General features: G+C 72.4%; 14 protein-coding genes. 10 read left to right on the plus strand and 4 right to left on the minus strand.

Annotated elements, in window-relative coordinates; translation table 11 throughout:
- The first annotated feature begins 49 nt into the window (after window positions 1-49).
- Window positions 50-820, plus strand: a complete 771-nt coding sequence (locus tag AB0F52_RS13135) for an alpha/beta hydrolase (RefSeq protein WP_360168948.1) — start codon at window positions 50-52, stop codon at window positions 818-820.
- Between the two features lie 155 nt (window positions 821-975).
- Here AB0F52_RS13135 and rpmB read toward each other — a convergent pair whose 3' ends face one another.
- On the minus strand, window positions 976-1167 hold the full coding sequence (gene rpmB / locus AB0F52_RS13140; protein ID WP_003091970.1) for a 50S ribosomal protein L28: 192 nt from the start codon (window positions 1165-1167) through the stop codon (window positions 976-978).
- A 134-nt stretch (window positions 1168-1301) separates the two neighbouring features.
- Here rpmB and AB0F52_RS13145 point away from each other — a divergent pair, with 134 nt between their 5' ends.
- From AB0F52_RS13145 to AB0F52_RS13155, 3 genes are read left to right on the plus strand one after another with little or no spacing between them, the layout of a single operon-like run.
- Entirely contained in the window at window positions 1302-2876 is a 1575-nt protein-coding gene (locus AB0F52_RS13145; RefSeq protein WP_360168953.1) for a DAK2 domain-containing protein, read from the plus strand.
- A 3-nt stretch (window positions 2877-2879) separates the two neighbouring features.
- Window positions 2880-5033: an ATP-dependent DNA helicase RecG gene (recG, locus tag AB0F52_RS13150; protein WP_360168956.1), complete on the plus strand. Its 2154-nt coding sequence runs from the start codon at window positions 2880-2882 to the stop codon at window positions 5031-5033.
- Window positions 5034-5053: 20 nt separating this feature from the next.
- Window positions 5054-5506 (plus strand): GNAT family N-acetyltransferase, encoded by a 453-nt coding sequence (locus tag AB0F52_RS13155; protein ID WP_360168959.1) that lies wholly within the window; start codon window positions 5054-5056, stop codon window positions 5504-5506.
- Here the strand turns inward: AB0F52_RS13155 and AB0F52_RS13160 are convergent.
- Complete coding sequence (locus AB0F52_RS13160) at window positions 5466-6101, minus strand: TetR/AcrR family transcriptional regulator (RefSeq protein WP_360168962.1); 636 nt, start codon at window positions 6099-6101, stop codon at window positions 5466-5468. The two genes, AB0F52_RS13155 and AB0F52_RS13160, sit on opposite strands and share 41 nt — an antisense overlap.
- Window positions 6102-6132: 31 nt before the next feature.
- On the opposite strand from AB0F52_RS13160, the gene AB0F52_RS13165 reads away from it, so the two are divergent.
- The 6 genes from AB0F52_RS13165 (at window position 6133) to AB0F52_RS13190 (ending at window position 15546) form a co-directional block, all read left to right on the plus strand.
- Entirely contained in the window at window positions 6133-7266 is a 1134-nt protein-coding gene (locus tag AB0F52_RS13165) for an erythromycin esterase family protein (RefSeq protein WP_360168965.1), read from the plus strand.
- 53 nt (window positions 7267-7319) lie between these two features.
- Window positions 7320-9569 (plus strand): caspase family protein, encoded by a 2250-nt coding sequence (locus AB0F52_RS13170; protein ID WP_360168968.1) that lies wholly within the window; start codon window positions 7320-7322, stop codon window positions 9567-9569.
- A 58-nt stretch (window positions 9570-9627) separates the two neighbouring features.
- On the plus strand, window positions 9628-10497 hold the full coding sequence (locus tag AB0F52_RS13175) for a S8 family peptidase (protein ID WP_360169576.1): 870 nt from the start codon (window positions 9628-9630) through the stop codon (window positions 10495-10497).
- Between the two features lie 465 nt (window positions 10498-10962).
- Complete coding sequence (locus tag AB0F52_RS13180; protein ID WP_360168971.1) at window positions 10963-11181, plus strand: hypothetical protein; 219 nt, start codon at window positions 10963-10965, stop codon at window positions 11179-11181.
- A 113-nt stretch (window positions 11182-11294) separates the two neighbouring features.
- Window positions 11295-14672: a pyruvate carboxylase gene (locus AB0F52_RS13185; protein WP_360168974.1), complete on the plus strand. Its 3378-nt coding sequence runs from the start codon at window positions 11295-11297 to the stop codon at window positions 14670-14672.
- Between the two features lie 82 nt (window positions 14673-14754).
- Window positions 14755-15546 (plus strand): arginase family protein, encoded by a 792-nt coding sequence (locus tag AB0F52_RS13190; protein ID WP_360168977.1) that lies wholly within the window; start codon window positions 14755-14757, stop codon window positions 15544-15546.
- Between the two features lie 21 nt (window positions 15547-15567).
- Here the strand turns inward: AB0F52_RS13190 and AB0F52_RS13195 are convergent, their stop codons facing one another.
- Window positions 15568-15930: a GntR family transcriptional regulator gene (locus AB0F52_RS13195; protein WP_360168980.1), complete on the minus strand. Its 363-nt coding sequence runs from the start codon at window positions 15928-15930 to the stop codon at window positions 15568-15570.
- Window positions 15927-16625 (minus strand): hypothetical protein, encoded by a 699-nt coding sequence (locus AB0F52_RS13200; protein ID WP_360168983.1) that lies wholly within the window; start codon window positions 16623-16625, stop codon window positions 15927-15929. Before AB0F52_RS13200 ends, AB0F52_RS13195 begins: the two co-directional genes overlap by 4 nt.
- Between the last annotated feature and the right edge of the window lie 91 nt (window positions 16626-16716).

Here is a 16716-nt window from a genome sequence, read left to right on the forward strand (position 1 = left end):
ATCCGCGGGCCGGCTCCGACCAGGGGGAAACGGATCCTGTGGAGGACACATGAACGTCACTTCGGCCGACGGCACGAGCATCTTCTTCGAGCGGCGCGGGGACGGCCCGCCGGTGATCCTGGTCGGCGGTGCGTTCAACGACCGCACGACCACGGTGGGCCTGGCCGAGGTCCTGGCCGGCGACTTCACGACGATCGTCTACGACCGCCGGGGCCGCGGTGACTCCGGCGACTCGGCCGAGTACGCGGTGGAGCGGGAGATCGAGGACATCGCGGCGCTGATCGCCCAGGTGGGCGGGACGGCGTCGGTGTTCGGGCACTCCTCGGGCGCGGTCCTGGCCCTGGAGGCGGCCGCGGCCGGTCTCCCGATCGACCGCGTGGTGGCGTACGAGCCGCCGTACGCGACCGACGAGCACCCGCGGGCCGACGTCGTGGCCGATGTTCGCGCCCGGCTCGAGGCGGGGGACCGCGACGGCGCGGTGGCGACGTTCCTGAAGGTCGCGGGCACGCCGGCGGAGATGATCGAGGGGATGAAGCAGGCCCCGGTGTGGGCCTGGTTCACGGCGCTGGCGCACACGCTGCCGTACGACTTGACGATCTGCGGCCCGGAGGCTCGCCCGCGCACGGAGAACCTGGCTCGCATCACGGCGCCGACGCTGGTGATCGGCGGCGGCGCGAGCGACGAGGCGCTCCAGTCGGGTGCCCGCGCGGCGGCCGCGGCGGTCCCGGGGGCTCGTCACGAGACGCTGGACGGGCAGGACCACGGGGTGCTCCAGTACCCGGAGACCCTGAAGCCGCTGCTGACGGACTTCCTCAAGTAGGCGTCGGCCCGGCTCCGCATGCAGTGAATGACTCATTCCTGGCGTCAGACGCCAGGAATGAGTCATTCACTGCATCTGTGGCCAGGACGGCTGCGGCCTGGGCATGAAAATGGCGGGTGCTCCGAGGAGCACCCGCCATTCGAACTCTTCTCGCCTCAGCCGCGAACGACCTTGCCCGCCTTGATGCACGAGGTGCACACGTTCAGGCGCTTGCGCTGGGACACACCCACCTTGGCGTGGACGGTCTGGATGTTCGGGTTCCACCGGCGGTTGGTACGGCGGTGGGAGTGCGAGACCGACTTGCCGAAGCCGGGTCCCTTGCCACAGACGTCGCACACGGCAGCCACGTCGAACTCCTTTGGATCTGGGTCAAAGAATGAGCCCAGATGTGCTGGGCAACTCGACCATAGTAACTACTGCGTTCCCGGGGTCCCGCACCGGGTCGATACGCTGCCCCGAAGACCGGTCAGGAGGTTACGGGGTGCGGGTGCTGGACGCGGCGGCGGTGTCGGCCTGGGCTGCGGGTTGTGTGCACAGCCTGGCGAGCCTGCGGCCGGCCATCGACGAGATCAACGTCTACCCCGTCGCCGATTCCGACACCGGCTCCAACATGCTCTTCACGATGACCGGTGCGGCCGCCGAACTCGCCGCCGCCGAGCCGGGAACCGCCGCGGAAGCGCTGAAGATCCTCGCGCGGGGCGCGGTCGCTTCGGCCAAGGGCAACTCCGGCGTGATCCTCTCCCAGGTCGTGCGCGGGCTCGCCGACCGCGCCGAAGGCGACCTGGACGGCCCGTGGCTGGCCCGGGCGCTGGGGCACGCCGACGAGGTCGCCACCGGCGCCGTCAGCCGCCCGGTCGCCGGGACCATCCTGACCGTCCTGCATTCCGTCGCCCTCGCCGTCCGGGGTGACACGAGTTCCCTGGGTGACATCGCCGCGAAGGCCGCGAAAGAGGCCGCCCACGCCCTCGAGAAGACGCCGGAGCAGCTGCCCGCGCTGGCCAGGGCCGGGGTCGTCGACGCCGGGGCACGCGGTCTCGTCGCCGTGCTCGACGCGCTGGTCGGCGTGCTCACCGGCGCGCCGCTCGAACAGGAGCACGCGCTCGAAGTCCGCACCGAAACCCCCGAGGCCTACGCCTGGGAGGTCATGTACCTCCTGGACGGCGTCGACGAGGCGAGCCTGCCGACCCTGCGCAAGGAGCTGAGCGGCCTCGGCGACAGCGTCACGGTGGCCGGCGACGGCTCGGGCAGCCACGCCGTGCACGTCCACTGCGCCGACATCGGCGCCGCCATCGAGGCCGGGCTCGCGCTCGGCCGCCCGCGCAAGATCCGGGTCGAGCCGCTGCTCACGCCGACGCCGATCGAGCCGGGCGGCGGGATCGACCGCACGGTCGTCGCCGTCGTCCACGGCGGGGCGCTGGCCGAGCTGCTGCGCGCCGAGAGCATCCCGGTGCTGGCCGTGCCCGAGGGCGGCACGCCGAGCGTCGAGGACATGATCGGCCTGCTCAACGAGGCCGCCGGGCGCCAGGTGACCGTGCTGCCGGGCAGCGTCGCCCTCACCGCCGCGGCCGACACCGCGGCCGGGCACGCGATGGCCGCCGACCGGGACGTCGTGGTCATCCCGTGCGCCTCGCCGGTGCAGGTGCTGGCCGCCCTCGCCGTGCACGACGCCGGGCGCCGCACCAACGACGACGTCGTCGCGATGGCCGAAGCGGCCGCCGCGACCAGGCGTGGCGAACTGCGGATCGCGCAGGAGGAGTCGCTAACCTGGGTGGGCCGGGCCCAGTCCGGCGACGTGGTCGGCCTGGTCGACGACGAGGTGGTGCTGATCGAGCCCGCGCCCGCGTCCGAGACGAACCTGGTCGCGGCCGCGATGAAGGTGCTGAACCGGATGCTCGCGCTCGGCGGGGAGCTGGTGACGGTGCTGAGCGGGGCGGCGGCCCCGCCGGGAGTCGCCGAGGAGCTCGCGGAGCAGCTGCGGGTGGAGCACCCGGAGGTGGAGATGGCCGGCTACGCCAGTGGCCAGGCGGACGCCGTGCTGCTGATGGGAGTCGAATAGCGGATGGCCGGACTGCGCGACAAGCTGCCGTTGCTGCTGGGTGCCAAGACGGCGAAGGCGCTCGCCACGTCGCTGGACATCGAGACGGTCAGCGACCTGCTGCGCCACTACCCGCGCCGCTACGCCGAGCGCGGCGAGCTCACCGACATCCACGGCCTCGAGCTCGGCGAGCACGCCACCGTGCTGGCGCGCATCGAAAAGGTGAGCAAGCGGCGGATGAAGGCCCGCAACGGGACCATCATCGACATGGTCATCACCGACGGGAAACGCCGGCTGACCTGCGCGTTCTTCAACCAGGCCTGGCGCGAGAAGGACCTCGTCCCCGGCAAGACCGGCCTGTTCGCCGGCAAGGTGTCCGCCTTCCGCGACACCCTGCAGCTGACCAACCCCGAGTACGAGCTGTTCGACGCCGAGAACGAAGCCGAGGCGATGGACAACTTCCTCGCCGCGATCATCCCGGTGTACCCGGCGGCCCAGGGCATGCCGACGTGGTCGATCGCCAAGTGCGTGCGCCAGGTCCTCGACGTCCTCGAGGTCGACGACGACCCGATGCCCGCCGAGCTGCGGCGGCTGCACAAGCTGTCGGACCTCGACAACGCGCTGCGCGGCATCCATCGCCCGGAGAACTGGGCGCACCTGGAGGCGTCGAAGAAGCGGCTCAAGTGGGACGAAGCCATGGCCGTCCAGCTGATCTTCGCGCAGCGGCGCCACTCGGCCGTCTCACGCCCGGCCAAGGCCAACCCGCACGTCAGCGGCGGCCTCCTGGACGCCTTCGACAAGCGGCTGCCCTTCGACCTCACCGCGGGCCAGCGGGGGATCGGCGACGAGATCGCCGCGGACCTGGCCACGGAGCACCCGATGAACCGGCTGCTCCAGGGCGAGGTCGGCTCGGGCAAGACGGTCGTCGCGCTGCGGGCGATGCTGCAGGTCGTCGACAACGGGCGGCAGGCCGCGATGCTGGCGCCGACCGAGGTCCTGGCCGCGCAGCACGCGCGGTCGCTGCGGGAGATGCTCGGCGACCTCGGCCAGGCGGGCGAGCTCGGCGCGGCGGAAAACGCCACCCGCGTCACGTTGCTCACCGGGTCGATGGGCGCGAAGGAACGCAAGAAGTCCCTGCTGGAGATCGTCAGCGGCGAGGCGGGCATCGTCGTCGGCACGCACGCGCTGATCCAGGACCACGTCGAATTCGCCGACCTCGGCCTCGCCGTCGTCGACGAGCAGCACCGCTTCGGCGTCGAGCAGCGGGACGCGCTGCGCACCCGCGGCGCCGGCGACACCAGCCCGCACGTGCTCGTCATGACCGCGACGCCGATCCCGCGCACGGTCGCCATGACCGTGTACGGCGACCTGGAAGTGTCGGCGCTGCGCGAGATGCCGGTCGGGCGCTCGCCGATCGCCACCACGGTCGTGCCGGTCGCCGAGAAACCCGCCTGGTTCGAGCGGATCTGGCAGCGCGTGCGCGAAGAGGTCGGCAAGGGCCACCAGGCGTACGTCGTGTGCCCGCGGATCGGCGACGAGCCACCGTCGGACAAGAGCGACAAGCGGCCACCGCTCGCGGTCCTCGAGGTCGCGCCCGAGCTGGAGCACGGCCCGCTGCAGGGCCTCAAGATCGGCGTGCTGCACGGCCGGATGCCGCCCGACGACAAGGACGCCGTGATGCGGGCGTTCTCGGCGGGGGACCTCGACGTCCTCGTGGCCACCACGGTGATCGAGGTCGGCGTGAACGTGCCGAACGCGACCGCGATGGTGATCATGGATGCCGACCGGTTCGGCGTCAGCCAGCTGCACCAGCTGCGCGGCCGCGTCGGCCGGGGCAGCGTGCCGGGGCTGTGCCTGCTGGTCACCGAAACCCTCGACGGCACCGCGACCCGCGAGCGGCTGGCGGCGGTCGAGTCCACGACGGACGGCTTCGAGCTCTCGCGCCTCGACCTCGAACTGCGCCGCGAAGGCGACATCCTCGGCGCCGCGCAGTCCGGGAAGCGGTCCACGCTCAAGCTGCTGTCGCTGCTGCGGGACGAGGACGTGATCGCCGCGTCCCGGGCCCTGGCGCAGGAGCTCGTCACGCAGGACCCGGAGCTGACGAAGTACCGCGGCCTGGCGCAGATGGTCGCCGACGTCGTCGACGTCGAGCGCGCGGAGTACCTGGAGAAGAGCTGAGCACCGTCCGCGCCGCCACGGTGGCCGACGCCCCGGCGATCGGCGAGATCCACGTGCGGTCCTGGCAGGCGGCTTATGCGGGCTTGATCCCGGAGGACTTCCTCGCACGCCTGTCGGCTTCTTCGCGCGCGGCGTCGTGGGCCCGGCGCATCGGCGAGGGCTCCGGGCAGGTGCTGGTCATCGAGGACGACGGGGTCATCGCCGGGTTCGCGGCATTCGGCCCCGGGCGGCTCTACGCGCTCTACCTGCTGCCGGAGTTCTGGGGACGGGGGCTCGGCCGGACGTTGCACGACCGGGTCGTCGAAGAGTTTTCCGGCGACAGCGCTGTCCTCTGGGTGCTCGCGACGAACGAGCGGGCGAAGGCCTTCTACCTCCGGCAGGGCTGGGTGGACGACGGCGCCCGCCAGACGGAGACGATCGACGACGGGCGCGTCACCCTGGAGGAGATGCGGTTCCGCCGCCGGTTGCCGTGAACACACCGGCTTTCGCGGCCGCGGCGGCCGCGGCGGCGGCGATTCCCGCGTCCGCCGGTGTCACGCCTTCCCGGGACACGAAAAGGCGGTAGAAGATCGGCCCGCAGGCCACCCGCACCGCCTCCACCGGATCGGTGCCGGGCGGGACCTCGCCACGGTCGATCGCCCGGGTCACGGCGGCCGCCGAACGGGCGTGGCGGTCGACGTAGAACTCGCGCAGAGCGTCGGCCGCGCGGGGGGAGAGGAACGCCGCCGAGATCGACGCCGTGGGCAGCTCTCGTTCGCCCGGCGTGGTGAAGTAACGCACCAGCTCGAGGTTGATCGCGCGCAGGTCGCCTTCGAGGGAACCGGTGTCCGGCACCGCCCACTCCTGCTCGGCGCCCAGCAGCAGGGCGGCCGCGACCAGGCCTTCGGCGGACTCCCAGCGGCGGTACAGCGTCGTCTTGTGCACGCCGGAGCGTTCGGCGACCGCCTCGACGGTCAGCTCCGCGTACCCGCGTTCGCCGAGCAGCTCGAGGGTGGCGTCGAGCGCGGCGAGGCGGGTCCGCTCGGTGCGGCCGCCCGGACGCTTCGTCCCGGAAATCTCGGTTGCCAACTGCTACTCCTGTTGCGTTAGTGTGCTCAGTATGCCAGGAACCGTCGCCGTTGCCGAAATCGCCGACCTGATCGGCGACGCCGAGGTCGTCGCCATCGGCGAGAACAACCATCACATCCGCGAGTTCGGCGTGCTGCGCGACCGCCTCCTGCGCCACCTCGTCACCGAGCGCGGGTTCACGGTGCTCGGGTTCGAGGGCGGCTTCGCGGAGGGGCACCTGGTCGACGCGTGGCTGCGGGGCGGCCCCGGCGAGGTCGCCGACATCGCCCGGGACGGCTTCACGTTCGGCCTCGGCGACTCGGCGGAGGTGCACGAGATGCTGACCTGGCTGCGCGGCCGCGGCGTCCGGTTCTCCGGGCTCGACGTGCCCGGTTCGGCGGGTTCGCCGGTGCCCGCGCTCCAGGCGCTGCGCGCGGAGGTCCTGCGGGTGGATCCGGCCAACGTGTCCCTTGTGGACAACGCCATCTCCGCGTGCGAGCCGTACGCGTCGGTGAGCAGCGCGGTCGCGCCGGGTCGTTACGGAGCGATGGGTCCCGAAGCGCGGGATGCCGCGACGACCGCGTTGACCGTCCTGAAAGGACACGTGGAGGCCCTCGGTTACGGTGCCGTCGCCGCGCACCACGCGGAGGGCGCCCTGCGCGTCGACCTGTACCTGCGGGAGCTCGACGCGCTCATGGCGGGCCGCGCGCCCGAGCCGCAGAGCTCGTCGCGGGACACGTACATGGCGGCCACCGTGCGGCTGCTGCGGCGGCGGTTCCCCGGCGAGAAGATCGTGCTGATGATCCACAACGGACACCTCCAGCGCGTCCCGTTCTCGCCGATGCCGGGCATGACGGCGCCGTCGGCGGGCACGCACCTGGCCACCGAGCTGGGGGATCGCTACTTCGCGCTGGCGCTCACCGCCGTCTCGGGGACGACGACCGGCCTGGCGCCCGATCCCGCTTACCCGCTGGGGTTCCGGATGTTCGAGCAGCCCCTCGGGGAACCGGCGGAAGGCAGCGTGGAGGCGGTCCTCGCGGATCGGGCGCCGTGCGTGGTCGCGCATCCGGAGGCGACGGCCATCCGGCACGCGCACATGACGCCCGCGGTGGACGTGGCGGCCGCGTGGGACGCCGTCGTCTGCCTGGAGGAGCAGGAAACGATTTTCGGGGGCACCCCCGGGTAGGTGTGCCCGTTCGGCTGATTGCCGCAGCGCCGGGGTGGGCGTTTCCTACCGGTATGGCCGGGCGGAGGCGGGCGCTGATCGTCGCCAACGGCGAGTACGACAACGCGGGGCTGCAGCGGCTGGGCTCTCCCGCGGCGGACGCCGACGCCCTGGCCGGGGTGCTCGGCGACCGGGCGATCAGCGACTTCGAGGTCTGCGTCGTGCGGAACGAAACCGCGCACGTCGTCCAGGCGGAGATCGAGGACCTCTGTCTCGAGGGCAAGCCCGACGACGTCCTCCTGATGCACTTTTCGTGCCACGGCCTGAAGGACGATTCGGGCGGCCTGTACTTCGCGGCCCGCAACACCCGGCCCGACCGCCTGCGGTCGACGGCGGTCCCGGCGCAGTTCGTGCAGCAGTGCATCCGGCAGAGCCGTTCGCGCAGCATCGTCCTGCTGCTGGACTGCTGCTACGGCGGGGCGTTCGGCCAGGGCGTGGCGGTCCGGGCTTCGGGCGACGCGAACGTGCTCGACAGCTTCCGCGGCGGCCGGGGGCGCGCGGTCATCACGGCGTCCAACTCGATCGAGTACGCGTTCGAGGGTGCGACGCTGGCTTCGGACGAGCCGGCCCGGCCGTCGGTGTTCACGTCGGCGCTGGTGGAGGGCCTGCGCACGGGCGAGGCGGACCGCGACGAGGACGGCTGGATCGCCCTGGGTGAGCTGTACGAGTACCTGTTTGACCGCGTCCGCGAGCGCAACCCGAAGCAGACACCGAGCCGCGACATCGAGATGCAGGGCGAGCTGTACCTGGCGAAGAGCCGGCGGCGGCGCATCAAGCCGTCCGCGGTCCCGCCCGACCTGGCGGCGGCGATCGGGGCGGAGAACCCGTTCACCAGGCTGGGCGCGGTGGCCGAGCTGCGGCGCCGGTTGTCGAGTGCGAACCTGCCGGTGGCGATGGGAGCGTTCGAGGCGCTGAAGACGATGGCCTCGACGGACATCGAGCACGTGGCGGCGGCGGCTTCGGACGCGTTGTCGTTCGCGGTGGTGCGGGTCGACGTGCCGTCGGTGCGGTTGGCGGCACCGGCGGGCGCTCGGGCATCGGCTTCGTTGCGGGTTTCGGGGCCGCCGGTGGCGCGGGAGGTGCGGTTCGAGGCTTCGCACCCGTGGATCCGGGTGACCGAGACGGATTCGGGAGCGGAACTGGCGGTCACGGCCGGGGCGTCGGGGACGCGGCGCGGGAACGTCGTGGTGACCGGGCCGACCGGGGACGCGGTGGTCGCGGTGGAGATCGAGGCCCTCCCGGTCCAGGAGCCGGAGACGGCCGCGGAACCCGAGCCGTCACCTGCTGAACCTGTGGTGAAGCCGGTACCGGAGCCGGCGGTCGCCGAGGTGGAAGGCGGACCTGCCCCGGACTGCGGATCCGCCGTCGCTGCCGGGCCGGAGGCCGATGGTGCGGTGTCCCGGCCCGAACCGACCGGGGAAGAGCTGCGGCCGGCTGGTCAGCTCCCGCCTGCCGTCGCGGATCCCGTGGCGGGGACGGCCGGGGTCCTCGCGATCGCCGCCGCCGTCTTCGCGATGATCGGGCTCAGCCTGGATTACTACTACAGCGACTCTCTCGCCAAATATCGGCCGGGCATGCCCGGCTACGTCGTGATCGTGGCGTTGGGCGCGATGGCCGCCGGGTTCCTGACCCTCGTACCGCGAACGAGGCAGCGGATCGGTCCGTCCTTGTTGGTCGGTTTCGGGTTCGCGGCGCTGTTCGGTCTGCTGCGCTTCGCCGGTGAAGGCTTCGTGATCTCGTCGGATCACTCCGATCCCACGCTGGGCGCCGGGTTCACCTTCGAACTGCTCGCGCACGGCGCGATGGTCCTCGCGGCCGTGTGCGCAGTGGTGGCGTTGCGCCGGAACCCCGCAGGCGGGCTGGGCGCCGGCATGGTGCGCGGCTGGGGAGCGTGGCTGGCGATCGGGCTCGGCGCGGCCGCCGCGGCCGGGTGGATCATCCAGCTCACCGTGCTGGCCGAGGAAGACTCGAGCGTGGCTGAGCGGTCCGCGGCCTACTTCGTCCTCGGCGCGGTGCTCGTCGCCGTGCTGCCCGTCGTCGCGGTGATCCTGCGCCCGCCCGCCGTCGGCTGTGCCGTGCTGGGCGCCGGGACCGTCGGGCTGGCCGGAGTGCTGGCGCTCACGATCAGCACCCTCGAGCCGTATTTCTACCTGAACCTCGCGGGGGAGGGGATCGCGGGGACAGCACTCGTCGGGCTGGTGGTCCACGCCGTCGTCGTGGCCGTCCGGCTCCGGCGGAATCAGCCGAACGGGCGACAGTCCTGAGTTGTCGTCCGGGCAGTGCCGGGGTACCACGACGATCATGAGGATGCTTCTCGCGGCGATGGCCGTGCTCGCCGGGCCGGTCTCGACCGGTGGGGTGCAGCCCGATCCGCCCGGCTGGGGGCTGGACCGGATCGACCAGCGGACCGGCCTCGACCACGCCTACCACTACGCGAGCGACGCCTCGGGCGTCACGATCTACGTGATCGACAGCGGCGTCGACGCGAAGCACCCCGACTTCCAGGGCCGCGTCGCGCCCGGGCGGGACTTCCTGAACGGCGGCTCCGACACCACCGACACCAACGGCCACGGCACCCGCCTCGCCGGCATCGCCGCGGGCAAGGACTACGGCGTCGCGAAGGGCGCGCAGATCGTGCCGGTGCGGGTGCTGGACGCCGGCGGCGGTGGCGCGACCGACCAGATCATCGCGGGGATCGACTGGGTCGCGCAGAACGCCCAGCAGCCCGCGGTCGCCGTCCTGGGCATCGGCGGGGTGCCGAACGACCAGCTCGACGCCGCGGTCAAGCGCCTGGCGACGGTGGTGCCGATCGCCGTGCCGGCCGGCAGCGAGACGGCCGACGCGAGCGGTTTCTCGCCGGGCCGGGTGCCGGAGGCGCTGACGGTCGCGGCCTCCGACGCCCAGGACCGCCCGGACAAGACGTCGAACTCCGGCCAGGACGTCGACCTGTACGCCCCGGGCAGCGACATCCCGGCCCCGATCGCGGGCGGCACGGGGGCGGGCCCGGAATCGGGCACCTCGATGGCGGCGGCGTTCGCGGCCGGCGTGGCGGCGCTGTACCGCGCCCAGCACCCCGGCGACACCCCGGCCCAGGTGGACGAGGCCCTGATCCGCGCGGCGACACCGGACGCGCTCAAGGGGGTTCCGGACGGCACGGCCAACCGGCTGCTTTACGCGGCGCCTGGTGGGTGAGAGGTGCGCCGCCGGGAAGGTGAGAGGCCGGTTGTCGCCCGTGAGGTTCTCCGCAGCGGCAGGCGCCCGCGCTTCGGCGTCCTCGGCGCCTTGACCGCCGTCGCAGCCCAAGAAACGTCGGCCTCTCTCGCCCCCCACCGCGTCGGCGCCGACGTCCAAGCAGCCCTCGTCATCGGCCGCCACGAACGCCACTGGGGGGCCGGTGAACGCTGCCGAGAGACCGGTTGTCCACAACGCAGCCGAGGTGTGGACACCGTGCCCGATTTGCGGCTTTTCCGGCTTGTGTGTCCGCCAGGCCCGATAGGCTGGAGACGGGACGGACCCCCGGGAGGGTGGGCGCTGCTCTGGGGCCGTCGGGGTGCGGCCGGCCACGGCCGGGCGGTTGCGCCACGCGCCGTCTGGCGACCGGGGCCCGGCTCCGGGAAGCTGGTGCCGCAGGAGAAGCGGTACCGGAGGAGGTGCGCCATGCCCGGATTCCCGCTCCCACGTCGGCCGCCCTCGTTCGACCTGGCCGAACTCGTGGGCCGGAAGACCGAGGACGCCAGGGAACGCTGCGAGCGTGACGGCTTCCAAGTGCAGGTCATCGACGCCGGGACACCCTCGGCGGTCACGCTGGACCTGCGCCCGAACCGCATCCGCCTCCACGTGCGCCGAGGTGTCGTCGAGGACTGCCACCAGGGGTGACCGGTGAACCTCCCGGTCCGCATGATGTCCATCACCCGGGACTGAACTCCCGCAGAGCGGGAAGAACCGGGTAACGTGCGTTGACTTACCGATCCAAGAGGGAAGGACCGGGCATGTTCCGCAAGGTTCTGGTGGCCAACCGCGGGGAGATCGCGATCCGGGCGTTCCGCGCCGGCTACGAACTCGGTGCCGGCACGGTTGCCGTGTTTCCGCACGAAGACCGCAACTCGCTGCACCGCCTGAAGGCCGACGAGGCGTACGAGATCGGCGAACCCGGTCACCCCGTGCGCGCCTACCTCTCGGTCGACGAGATCGTCGCCGCCGCGAAGAAGGCCGGGGCCGATGCCGTCTACCCCGGCTACGGCTTCCTCTCGGAGAACCCCGATCTCGCGCGCGCGTGCGAGGAAGCGGGGATCACCTTCGTCGGGCCGAGCGCCGACATTCTCGAACTCACCGGTAACAAGGCCCGCGCGGTGAAGGCCGCGCGCGAGGCCGGCGTGCCCGTGCTCGGGTCGTCCGAACCCTCACACGACGTCGACGCGCTGGTCGCCGCGGCCGAGGAGCTGGGCTTCCCGGTGTTCGTCAAGGCCGTCGCCGGCGGTGGCGGGCGCGGCATGCGCCGCGTCGAGGACCCCGCCGTGCTGCGCGAGTCCATCGAGGCCGCCGCGCGCGAGGCCGAGTCCGCCTTCGGCGACCCCACCGTCTTCCTCGAGAAGGCCGTCGTCGAGCCGCGGCACATCGAGGTGCAGATCCTCGCCGACGGCGCGGGCAACATCATCCACCTCTACGAGCGCGACTGCTCGGTGCAGCGGCGCCACCAGAAGGTCGTCGAGCTGGCCCCGGCGCCGAACCTCGACCCCGAACTGCGCGACCGCATCTGCGCCGACGCCGTCAAGTTCGCCGAGAAGATCGGCTACCGCAACGCCGGCACCGTCGAGTTCCTGCTCGACAAGCAGGGCAACCACGTCTTCATCGAGATGAACCCGCGCATCCAGGTCGAGCACACGGTCACCGAAGAGGTCACCGACGTCGACCTCGTGCAGTCGCAGCTGCGGATCGCCTCCGGCGAGACCCTCGACGACCTGGGGCTCTCCCAGGACAAGATCTACCTGCGCGGCGCCGCGCTGCAGTGCCGCATCACCACCGAAGACCCGGCCAACGGCTTCCGCCCGGACACCGGGATGATCTCCGCCTACCGCTCGCCGGGCGGCTCCGGCATCCGGCTCGACGGCGGTACCGCCTTCTCCGGCACCGAGATCAGCGCCCACTTCGACTCGCTGCTGGTGAAGCTCACCTGCCGCGGGCGGGACTTCAAGACCGCCGTCGGGCGCGCGCGCCGCGCCGTCGCCGAGTTCCGGATCCGCGGCGTGGCCACGAACATCCCGTTCCTGCAGGCCGTCCTCGACGACCCGGACTTCCGCGCCGGGCGCGTCACGACGTCGTTCATCGAGGAACGCCCGCAGCTGCTCACCGCGCGGCAGTCCGCCGACCGCGGCACGCGCCTGCTGACCTACCTCGCCGACCAGACGGTCAACAAGCCACACGGCGAGCGCCCGAAGACGCCGGACGCCACGGTCAAGCTGCCGAAGCTCCCGAAGGGTGCCCAGCCGGCGCCGGGCTCGAAGCAGAAGCTCGCCGAGCTGGGCCCGGCCGGGTTCGCGCGCTGGCTGCGGGAGTCGCCGCACATCGGCGTCACCGACACGACGTTCCGCGACGCGCACCAGTCGCTGCTCGCCACCCGCGTCCGGTCGAAGGACCTCCTCGCGGTGGCGCCGGTCGTCGCGAACACGCTCCCGCAGCTGCTTTCGCTGGAGTGCTGGGGCGGCGCGACCTATGACGTCGCGCTGCGGTTCCTCGCCGAGGACCCGTGGGAGCGGCTGGCCGCGCTGCGCGAGGCCGTGCCGAACATCTGCCTCCAGATGCTGCTGCGCGGGCGCAACACCGTCGGGTACACGCCGTACCCCACCGAGGTGACGAACGCCTTCGTCCAGGAAGCGACGCACACCGGCATCGACATCTTCCGGATCTTCGACGCGCTCAACGACGTCGAGCAGATGCGCCCGGCCATCGAAGCCGTGCGCGAGACCGGCTCCGCGGTCGCCGAGGTGGCGCTCTGCTACACCTCGGACCTGTCCGACCCGGGCGAGAAGCTCTACACGCTCGACTACTACCTCAAGCTGGCCGAGCAGATCGTCGGCGCCGGGGCGCACGTCCTGGCGATCAAGGACATGGCCGGGCTGCTGCGCGCGCCCGCGGCGACCAAGCTGGTCACCGCGCTGCGCAAGGAGTTCGACCTGCCGGTGCACATCCACACCCACGACACCGCGGGCGGCCAGCTGGCCACCTACCTCGCGGCGATCAACGCGGGCGCGGACGCCGTCGACGGCGCGGTGTCGTCGATGGCGGGCACGACGTCGCAGCCGTCGCTGTCGTCGATCGTGGCGGCCACCGACCACTCCGCCCGCACCACCGGGCTCGACCTGCGGGCGATCGGCGACCTGGAGCCGTACTGGGAGAGCGTGCGCAAGATCTACGCGCCGTTCGAGGCCGGGCTGGCGTCGCCGACCGGGCGCGTCTACGACCACGAGATCCCGGGCGGGCAGCTGTCGAACCTGCGCACCCAGGCCATCGCGCTGGGCCTGGGCGACCGCTTCGAGGACATCGAGGCGATGTACGCCGCCGCGGACAAGATCCTCGGCCACCTGGTGAAGGTGACGCCGTCGTCCAAGGTCGTCGGCGACCTCGCGCTGCACCTGGTCGGCGCGGGCGTCTCGCCGGCCGACTTCGAGGCGGAGCCGAACAAGTTCGACATCCCCGACTCGGTGATCGGCTTCCTGCGCGGCGAGCTCGGCGACCCGCCGGGTGGCTGGCCGGAGCCGTTCCGCACCAAGGCCCTGGAGGGCCGGGCCGCCGCGAAGCCGGTCGCCGAACTGTCCGAAGAGGACCGGACGGCGCTTGCCGAGCACCCCCGCCGGACGCTCAACCGGCTGCTGTTCCCCGGGCCGACGAAGGAGTTCGAGGCGCACCGCGAGGCCTACGGCGACACGTCGGTGCTGCCGAGCAAGGACTTCTTCTACGGGCTGCGGCCGGGGGAGGAGTACCCGGTGGACCTCGAGCCGGGCGTGCGGCTGCTCATCGAGCTGGAGGCGATCGGCGAAGCCGACGAGCGCGGCGTGCGCACGGTGATGTCGACGCTGAACGGCCAGCTGCGGCCGATCCAGATCCGCGACCGCTCGATCGCCTCCGACATCCCGGCGACGGAGAAGGCCGAGAAGGGCAACCCGAAGCAGGTCGCGGCGCCGTTCGCGGGCGTGGTCACGCTGCAGGTCGCCGAGGGCGACACGGTCGAAGCCGGGGCGACGGTGGCGACGATCGAGGCGATGAAGATGGAGGCCTCGATCACGGCGTCGGCCGGCGGCAAGGTGGCCCGGCGGGCGATCACCGCGGTGCAGCAGGTCGAGGGCGGTGACCTTCTGCTGGTCCTCGAGTGAGCTGCAGTGAATGACTCATTCCTGGCGTCGGACGCCAGGAATGAGTCATTCACTGCGTTGCGGTCGGCGCTAGCATCGGTGGATGCTGATCAACGCGGTACCGCAACGGCAGGGCGCGCTGGGACCGCGCGCGGCGGAACTGCCGGACGGCTGCGTGGCCCTGTCCGAGCTGGCCGGGCACGTGCTCGGCCGGCCGGTGCACCACGTCCGGCAGACCCGTTCGACGTCCGAAGTGGACGGTGGAATCGCGTCCCGGGCCGAGCTGACCGGCGCGAACCGCGCGGCCCAGCTGGCGGCCCTGGAGGCACCGGGCGGCCCGGTCCTGACGATCGGCGGCGACTGCGGCGTCGAGCTGGTGCCGATCGGCGTGGCCCGCTTCCGCCACGGCCCCGGGCTGGGCGTCGCGTGGTTCGACGCCCACCCGGACCTGAACACGGCGGAGTCGTCGCCGTCGGGCGCGTACCACGGCATGGTGCTGCGGTCGCTGTTCGGCGAGGGCGACCCGGAGTTCGCGGCGGACCCGGCGCTGACCCCGGGGAACGTGGTCCTCGCCGGGACACGGGCGTTCGACCCGGAGGAACGGGCGGCGGTCTCGCGGGGGCTGGCGGTGACTTCCGTGGCCGCTTTGACGGGTGTGGAGAAGCTGTACGTGCACGTGGATCTGGACGTGCTGGACCCGGCCGAGTTCGCCGGGCTGAACTACCCGGAGCCGGACGGCTGGACGATCGCTCGGCTGGTGTCGGAGCTGGACGCGCTGGCCCGGTTCGAGGTGGTCGGCGCGGGGATCACGGAGTGTGTGGGCACACCGCGCGAGGTCGAGGTCCTGGAGCCGGTCGTGGCTGCGGTGGGACGGCTGCTCGCGAGTGGTAAGTAGGGTTCTAACCCTCTTTACCGCTCACGACCGGTAGGCCGCGCGGACTGCGTCCAGGGCTGTGTCCTCGTCCGCGCCCAGGTCCCGGGCCTGGGACGCGAACTCCGCCGCCGCCGCGGCCAGGAGGGCCGCGCGGTCCGGGCGGCCCGAGGGGAGCGTTACCACCGTGCCGCGGGCGCCGGCCGTGGCCACCCAGCCCGCCGCCTCCAGCTCGCGGTAGGCCCGGGCCACCGTCCCGGACGCCAGCCCGAGGTCGCGCGCCAGCTGGCGGATCGGCGGTAGCCGGGCCCCTTCGGGCAGTGCTCCCGCCGTCACCGCCCGGATCACCTGGTCGTGCACCTGCCGCCACGGCGGCACGCCGTTCTCGGTGTCGACGACGATCTTCACGCCGCCGCCGGCAGGCGTTTCGCCGGGGCCGTCACCGCCAGGAAGGCCGCCAGGCCGGCCGCGACCGCCAGGAACGAGATCAAGTCGCCCGCCGGCCAGCCGACCGCCGTGCAGGCGCCGATGCCCAGGCCGACCGCCACGCGCGCGCTGCGGCAGCGCAGCGCCAGGTCGGCACGCGGGGCACCGACCGCCGGGCGGCGCACCGCCAGCAGCGTGATCGCCGCGCTGACCACGACCGTGCCCGCGGCCACCGCCAGCAGCTTCCACTGAGCCGTCAGGCCCAGGTGCAGCAGCGCCGCCGCGGCCGCCAGCCCGCCCAGCACCAGGATCCACGCCGGGACGATCCCCAGCAGCGTCCGCGGCGCCAAATCGGCTTCGCGCCGCGGACCCCGGGACGGGCGCTGGGCCAGCAGCTCGGCGATCAGGCCGCCGAGCAGCAGGGTGGCGAGGATCGAGCCCGTCGTCGTGTCGTCGAGCAGCGGCGGGATCGCGAGGAACAGCCACGGGTACCAGAGCCGGCGCCGCTTCAGGTAGCGGACGGCGAGCTCGACCTCCCCGGCGTCGGGTTCGGCGACGCCCCAGCGCTTCAGCAAGCGCTTACCGTGCTTCTGCCCCGGCCAGAGCACGATCAGGATCACCAGGCCGAACAGGCCCATGATGACCGCGATCCAGAACAGGTTGTCGAGCTGCAGCATCGCCGCTCCTCTCGCTTGTATCAACCACACGATACAAGATGCCGGCGTAACCGCAGCGCGGGCCGGTCGTTGGAGGTTCGTCCGTTCGTAC

The organism is Amycolatopsis sp. NPDC024027, assembly GCF_040638975.1.
GTDB lineage: Bacteria > Actinomycetota > Actinomycetes > Mycobacteriales > Pseudonocardiaceae > Amycolatopsis.